Below are 7450 nucleotides of genomic sequence, written 5' to 3'. Positions count from 1 at the left end.
GCCGCCCCCGTGCACCGCATTCGGAAGGACCGCCATGATCTCCACCCTCCAGTCCCGCATGCTGAGCGGGGCGGACGGTGACCCCGCTCCGCGTCTGGCCTACGGCGCCGACTACAACCCCGAGCAGTGGCCCAGGGACGTGTGGGCGGAGGACGTCCGGCTGATGCAGGAGGCCGGCGTCACCGTCGTCTCCGTGGGGATCTTCTCCTGGGCCCGCATCCAGCCGGGCCCGGACACCTGGGACTTCGGCTGGCTCGACGAGGTCATGGACCTTTTGCACGCCGGCGGGATCGGCGTCGACCTGGCCACCGCCACCGCCTCCCCGCCGCCGTGGCTGACCACCGCCCACCCCGAGATCCTGCCGGTGACGGCGAACGGCGAGACCCTGTGGCCGGGGGCGCGCCAGCACTGGCGGCCCACCTCGCCGGTCTTCCGCGAGCACGCTCTGCGGCTGGTCCGGGAGATCGCCGGCCGTTACAAGGACCACCCGGCCCTCGTCGCCTGGCACGTCTCCAACGAGCTGGGCTGCCACAACGTGTACGACCACTCGGACGACGCCGCCCGCGCCTTCCGGAACTGGCTGCGCGCCCGCTACGGCAGCCTCGACGCGCTCAACCACGCCTGGGGAACGGCGTTCTGGTCGCAGCGCTACAGCGACTGGGAGCAGATCCTGCCGCCCCGGCTGGCCGCCTCGCACCCCAACCCGACCCAGCAGCTCGACTTCAAGCGGTTCTCCTCGGACGCCCTCAAGGACCACCTCGTCGCCGAGCGGGAGATCCTGCGGGAGATCACCCCCGGGATCCCGGTCACCACCAACTTCATGGTGATGGGCGGCACCAAGGGCATGAACTACGCGGACTGGGCGAGCGAGATCGACTTCGTCTCCAACGACCATTACGTGCACCCCGGCCCCCAGGACCGCGACGAGCTGTCGTTCAGCGCGAACCTCGTCAGCGGCATCGCGGGAGGCCGGCCGTGGTTCCTCATGGAACACTCCACCAGCGCGGTCAACTGGCAGCCCGTCAACGTGGCGAAGCGGCCCGGCGACCTGGCCCGCGACTCGCTGCTGCACGTGGCGCACGGCGCTGACGCGGTGTGCTTCTTCCAGTGGCGGCAGTCCGCGGCGGGCGCCGAGAAGTACCACTCGGCGATGGTTCCGCACGCCGGCCCCGACAGCGACCTCTTCCGCGCGGTCGCCGACCTCGGCGCCCAGCTCAAGTCCCTTGCCCCGGTGGCGGGTTCGGAGCGCGAGCCGGCCTCCGTCGGCATCCTCTACGACTGGGAGTCGTGGTGGGCGAGCGAGCAGGACTCGCACCCCACGGCGCTGCTGGACTACCGGCAGGAGGCGCTCGACTGGTACTCGGCGCTGCTCGCCCTCGGCGTCCGCGCCGACCTCGTGACCACCCGCGCCGACCTCTCCCGTCACCAGGTGCTCGTCGCGCCCGTGCTGCACGTCGTCCCCGCCGAGCTCGCCAAGGAGCTCACGCGGTACGCCGAGCAGGGCGGCCACCTGGTCACCACGTACTTCTCCGGGATCGTCGACGAGAACGACCACGTGTGGCTCGGCGGCTACCCGGGCGCCCTGCGCGACCTGCTCGGCGTCCGCATCGAGGAGTTCGGCCCGCTGCTCGCCGGGGAGAGCGTGGAGCTGGACGACTCCACCTGGGGCGCCCTGTGGACGGACCGGATCGCCGTGACCGACGACGCCACCGAGGTGCTGGCGCGCTACCGCACCGGAGTGCACGCCGGCCGTCCGGCCGTCACCCGGCGGCCCACCGGCGGCGGCTCCGCCTCCTACGTCTCCACCCGGCTCGGCGTCGACGGGCTCCGCTCGCTGCTGCCGCGGCTGCTGGACCCGGCCGGCGTCAGCAGCGAACTCCCCGCCGACGCGCGGGGCAAGGTCGAGCTGACCGTCCGCCGCGGCGCCGGGGAACGGTTCCTGTTCCTCGTCAACCGAACCGACGCGACGGTGCCGGTGACCGGGCTCGAGGGAGAGATCCTGATCGGCTCCAGCGGCGCGGACGGCACGCCGGTGCTCGGCCCGCGGGAGGTCGCCGTCCTGCGACAGCCCGCTCACTAGCCAGGACACGCCGCACAGCGCCTCGTCGTCACCGCACCCCCCACGACTCCCCGGCACGGCATGCGCCCGCGGCCGGGGGCCATCCCCTGCCGCCCGCGCGGCGGCAGGGGCCCACCACAGCGACCGCACCGCAGTTGGGAGCACAGATGGCACGCCGTACCCGCAGCAGACGGACCCTCGGGGCCGCCGCACTCACCGCCCTGGCCACCGGGGCCGCGCTTCTCGGCGTCCCCGTGCAGGCGCACGCCGAGGCCGCCGTCACCGTGACGCCGGACCCGTCGTACCAGCAGGAGAAGTTCGAGGGCTGGGGCACCAGCCTGGTCTGGTTCGCGAACGCCACCGGCGACTACCCGCCGGCCGTCCGCGAGAAGCTCGCCAAGCTGCTGTTCGGCGACGACGGCCTGGCGCTGAACATCGCCCGCTACAACATCGGGGGCGGCAACGCGCCGGACGTGAAGGACTACCTGCGCGCGGGCGGCGCCGTCGAGGGCTGGTGGAAGGCGCCCGCGGGCACCACCCGCGCGGACACCGACTGGTGGAGCGCGGACGACCCGGCGGACTGGAACAAGAACGCCGACGCCACCCAGCGCTGGTGGGTCGACCGCATCAAGAAGGACATCACCCACTGGGAGACGTTCAGCAACTCCCCGCCGTGGTTCATGACGGAGAGCGGTTACGTCTCGGGCGGCTTCAACGCCAACACCGACCAGTTGAAGGCCGACTCGGTCGACGACTTCGCCGCCTACATCGCGGGCGCGACGAAGCGGCTGGAGAAGGCCGAGGGCATCAAGGTCGACACCGTCGACCCCTTCAACGAGCCCAACACCGGCTACTGGGGCACCCGCCTCGACGCGAACGGCCTGCCGGTCGGCGGCCGCCAGGAGGGCGCCCACATCGGTCCCGCGCTCCAGCAGAAGGTGCTCGCCGCGCTGGCCCCCGCGCTGAAGAAGGCGAAGACCAAGGCGAAGATATCGGCGATGGACGAGACCAACCCGTCCATCTTCGCGACCAACTGGAACTCCTACTCGCAGGCCTCGAAGGACCTCGTGGACCAGATGAACGTCCACACCTACGGCACCGGTCAGCGCACCACCGTCCGCGACCTGGCCAAGGCCGCCGACAAGCCGCTGTGGATGAGCGAGGTCGAGGGCGACTGGGGCGACGGGCAGAGCTTCACCGACATGCGTCCGGGCCTCGGGCTCGCCCAGCAGATGGTGAACGACCTGCGTGAACTGGAGCCCAGCGCCTGGGTGTTCTGGCAGCCGGTCGAGGACTACGACAACATGAAGCCGGGCGGCGAGTCCGCCAAGGGCGGCAACTGGGGCGAGATCCAGCTCCCGTTCAGCTGCACCAAGGCGGACACCCTGAAGTCGTGCCCGATCTACACGAACACCAAGTTCGACACGGCGCGCAACTTCACGCACTTCATCAAGCCCGGCGACAAGCTCATCAAGGTGGACGACACCTCCAGCGCCGCCGCCGTGACGAAGGACGGCAAGGGCCTCTCCCTCGTCCACGTCAACTCCACCACCGCGGCACGCACGGTCACCCTCGACCTGTCGAAGTTCCGCACCGTCAAGCGGGGCGCGACCGTCACACCGACCGTGACCAGCGCCGACGGCAAGCTGAAGCAGCAGGCCCCGGTCAAGGTCGTCGACGGCAAAGCCACCTACACCGTCCCCGCGCAGTCCGTGACCTCCTTCGCCGTGAAGGGCGTCTCGGGCGTCGCGAAGAACGCGGGTCTGTTCAGCAAGGGTCACTCGTACACGCTGACCGGCGTGCAGAGCGGCAAGGCGGTGACCGTCGCAGCCAACGGCACGAGCCTCGTCATCGGCTCGGCCAACGGCAGCACCGCGCAGGCGTGGCAGCTCGACGCACGGCACGGCGAGAAGGGCGCGCGCCAGCGCTACGTCTTCGCCAACCCGGCCGAGGGCAAGCGTCTCGCCGTCCGCGACAACGTGCCGGTGGTCGAGCCCGACACCGGCAAGCGTGACCCCGCCACCGAGTGGATCATGTCTACCACCGGTGACAGCACGTGGACCCTGGTCAACGCGGCGACCGGACGTCTCCTCGAGGTCGGCGGCCAGGCCACCAACGAGGGCGCGGCCGTCACCACCTGGCAGGCCAACTCCGGTTCCAACCAGCGCTGGAGGGTCACGGACGTGACGCCGTAACGCGTCCTGCGTCCGCACACCCGTCGGTCCCTCGTCCCCGCCCGCGTCACGACCCCGTGACGCGGGAGTGGTGCTGTGCGGGGGCGGCCGCCGGGATGCGTTCCAGGACGCCCCCGGCGAAGACGTCGTACAGCGGCAGCGTCTCCAGGTGGACGTAACCGATGTGGCAGTCGCAGACGGCGAGCGGGCAAGCCCGCGGGCGCAGCGCGGCACGATAGGAGCCGTCGTAGAGGTTCCCCAGTTCGGCGCGGACGAAGTGGCAGCGCCGCACGGTGCCCTCGCCGTCGACCGAGATCACCGACTCGCCGGTGCGGCAGGGCAGGCCGGCGCTGGTGTGCGGGTGGCGGCTGTACGGGAAGAGCGGGTCGAGCGCGGTCCAGTCGTCGGCCTCGGCGTCCGTGTAGGCGTGCCCTTCGGCCGCGTTGATCCACAGGTAGACGTGCGCGGGCAGGTCGGCGCGCAGCCGGCGGGCCGCTTCCCGGTGCGCGGGCAGTCCGACCACGCCGACGCTGAAGCGCACGCCCCGGTCGGCCAGGTCACGGCACTTGGCGAGGAAACGGTCGTACGGCGTCTGGCCCGGGTGGTAGGTGCACCACAGGGCCAGGGTGTCGGCGTCGGCCTCGGCCAGCCAGTCGGTGCGGCAGCTGAGGTTCGTCTGGATCGCGACCCTGCGGATGTGCGGGAGGCGGGAGAGGTCGGCGAGGGCGCGCCGGTACCAGGAGCGGACCAGGCCCTCGCCCCAGGGGGTGAACAGGAGGGAGAGCCGGTCGCCGGTCCGGTCCGCCGCCCATGCGGCGAACCGTTCCAGGGCGGCGCGGTCGGCCCGCAGCTCGGCGGTCGAGTCGCGTCGCTTGGCGAACGGACAGTAGGGGCAGTCGTAGTCGCAGGAGGCGAGCGGTCCGCGGTAGAGCACGGTCAGATCCATGGCGGCCCGGTCACTTCCGCTCGTAGGCGGCCATCGCGGTGCGCACGGCCGGGGAGAACAGCTCCGGGCCGACGGCGTCGGAGTGGGCGAGGCCCTCGGGGGTGAGCCGCAGGGCGGCCGGGTCGGCGTCGGTCAGCCAGCCGCGGTCCGCGAACCGTTCGAGCTCGGGGCCGAAGTCGTCGGCGGGGGCGCTGCCGAAGCGGTCCCGGTACTCGTCCAGGCACAGTCCGTCGGCCTGGAGCAGCGACTGGAGGAGGTGCCGGCGGCGCGCCTCGGCCCAGGTCATGCGGTGCCCGACCTGGGCGCGGGCGAAGCCGTCCGCGTCGCCGGCGACGTAGTCGTCGATGATGCCGCGGATCTGGTGCATGTCCACGGCGTAGTCGAAGGAGTAGTGCAGCCCGGACGTGTAGGAGCGGGCGCCGCAGCCGAGGCCGATCATGCCGTCGGTCTGGCAGGCGTAGTCGTCGGCGCCCTGCGGCGGGGCGTCGGCGCGGCGGAACATGCGCATGGAGTGCTGGGTGTACCCGTGCGCGAGGAGGTGGTCGCGGCCGGCCCGGTACAGGGTCAGACGCTGCTCGTCCCAGGCCGGATCGCCGCCGGTCCGCGAGTCGGGGGCGGGGTGGCGACGGCCGAGACCGGTCAGCGGGCGGACGTAGAGGGGGTAGAGGTAGAGCTCCTCGGGGCGCCAGGCGAGGGCCGCGTCCAGGGAGTGCAGCCAGGTCTGCTCGGTCTGGCCGTCGATGCCGTAGATCAGGTCGATGTTGAGGACCGGGATGCGGGTCTCGCGCACGCGCCCCAGGGCCGCTTCCACGTCGGCGCGGCGCTGTGGGCGTACGGCGGCCCGGGCCTCGGCGTCGACGAAGCTCTGCACGCCCAGACTGAGCCGGGTGGCGCCGCGGTCGGCGAGGACGGCGAGCCGGTCGGACGTGGCCGTCGCGGGCGACGCCTCCACGGAGAGCGGGACCGCGCGCAGGTCGGCGCCCATGCGGTGCTCGGCGATGTCGCAGAGGCGCTCCAGCTCGGCGGCGGTGAGGAAGGTGGGGGTGCCGCCGCCGAAGGCCGCCGTGGCGAACCGGGGCCCCTCCCCGAGAGCGTCGCGCACGGCGGTGGCCTGCCGTTCCAGCGCGTTCAGGTAGGCGTCCGTCAGGCCGTCGGGGGCGCCGATGCGGGTGAAGAGGTTGCAGAAGCCGCAGCGGACCTCGCAGAACGGGATGTGCAGATAGAGGGAGAGGGCGTCCTTGGGCTCACCCGCCCAGAGCTCCGCGAGGAGGGGGCGGTCGGACAGCGGGCGGTAGGCCGTCTTGTGCGGGTAGGCGTAGACGTAGTGCTGGTACGGGCTGGTGCGGGTGACCGGCTCGGCGGTGGTCATCGGGCGGTCTCCGTCGGACGGGGTGCGGGATCACGGGGTGCGGGATCAGGGGGTGCGGAATCGAGGGGTGCGGAGTCGACGGGTGCGGAGTCGACGGGTGGGGGGTCGAGGAAGAAGTGGGCGTACGGCACCGTCCACACGGACTCGTGACCCAGGCGGTGGCCGGTGTAGCCGTCGTCGCCGTAGGCGGTGCCGTGGTCGGAGCAGACGATCGCGAAGCAGCGGCGTCTGCTGCTCGCTGCGGTGAACAGCCGCCCGATGTGCCGGTCCACGTACTCCAGCGCGGCGGCGTGCGTCTCGCGGCTGTCGCCCGCCTCGCGGGTCGCGCCGGGCAGGTGGAACCAGTTCGGCTGATGCAGCGCGGAGACGTTCACGAAGAGGAACAGCCGCTGCTCGGGCGGGAGTTCGCGGACGGTCCGCTCGGCGCGGGCGATCTGGTTCTCGAAGGACTCCGGCGAGGTGACGCCGAACTCCGGTGCCCAGTGGGACTCGTGGAACAGACCGGGCAGCACCGAGCCCAGCGGACCCAGCTTGTTGAAGAAGCCCACTCCCCCGACGCAGACGGTGTGGTACCCCGCCTTCGCGAGGCCGGAGACCAGATCGGGCGTGTCATAGACGAAGGTGCCGCCGGCGGTGGTCTCGCTGCCGGCGAAGCTCGCCGCGAACAGGCGCGGATGCGGCCCGGGGGCGGCCGGGGTGGGCAGGAAACCGGCGAAGACGGCCTGGTGGGAGGCGTAGGTGAAGCTGCCCGGGGCATGCCGGCGTTCCCAGCGGCCGTCCGGGAGGTGGCGCGCGAGGTGCGGGATGCGGCCCGCCTGCGCCAGCTCGGCGGCCACGTCGTACCGCAGGGTGTCCAGGGTGACCAGGAGGATGTCGTGGCTGCCGACGACGTCGTTCATGTC

The 7450-nt window shown here is 72.1% G+C and carries 5 protein-coding genes; 2 read left to right on the top strand and 3 right to left on the bottom strand.

Features of this window, described 5'->3' with window-relative positions; translation table 11 throughout:
- The first annotated feature begins 34 nt into the window (after positions 1–34).
- The gene (locus ACN6LD_RS30740) at positions 35–2080 is read left to right on the top strand and encodes a beta-galactosidase (RefSeq protein ID WP_445044902.1); all 2046 of its coding nucleotides are present in this window, start codon (positions 35–37) and stop codon (positions 2078–2080) included.
- Between the two features lie 146 nt (positions 2081–2226).
- Positions 2227–4254 (top strand): RICIN domain-containing protein, encoded by a 2028-nt coding sequence (locus tag ACN6LD_RS30735; protein ID WP_319190884.1) that lies wholly within the window; start codon positions 2227–2229, stop codon positions 4252–4254.
- A gap of 46 nt (positions 4255–4300) precedes the next feature.
- Here the strand turns inward: ACN6LD_RS30735 and ACN6LD_RS30730 are convergent, their stop codons facing one another.
- From ACN6LD_RS30730 to ACN6LD_RS30720, 3 genes are read right to left on the bottom strand one after another with little or no spacing between them, the layout of a single operon-like run.
- Positions 4301–5179 (bottom strand): STM4011 family radical SAM protein, encoded by an 879-nt coding sequence (locus ACN6LD_RS30730; RefSeq protein WP_445044901.1) that lies wholly within the window; start codon positions 5177–5179, stop codon positions 4301–4303.
- 10 nt (positions 5180–5189) lie between these two features.
- Positions 5190–6548: an STM4012 family radical SAM protein gene (locus tag ACN6LD_RS30725; protein WP_445044900.1), complete on the bottom strand. Its 1359-nt coding sequence runs from the start codon at positions 6546–6548 to the stop codon at positions 5190–5192.
- On the bottom strand, positions 6545–7447 hold the full coding sequence (locus tag ACN6LD_RS30720) for an STM4013/SEN3800 family hydrolase (RefSeq protein ID WP_445044904.1): 903 nt from the start codon (positions 7445–7447) through the stop codon (positions 6545–6547). Before ACN6LD_RS30720 ends, ACN6LD_RS30725 begins: the two co-directional genes overlap by 4 nt.
- Positions 7448–7450 lie beyond the last annotated feature (3 nt).

The sequence above is a fragment of the Streptomyces sp. SAS_272 genome, assembly GCF_052543235.1.
The sequence above is the reverse complement of the archived record's forward strand: the minus strand, read 5'-3'. Positions and strand labels throughout refer to the sequence as shown.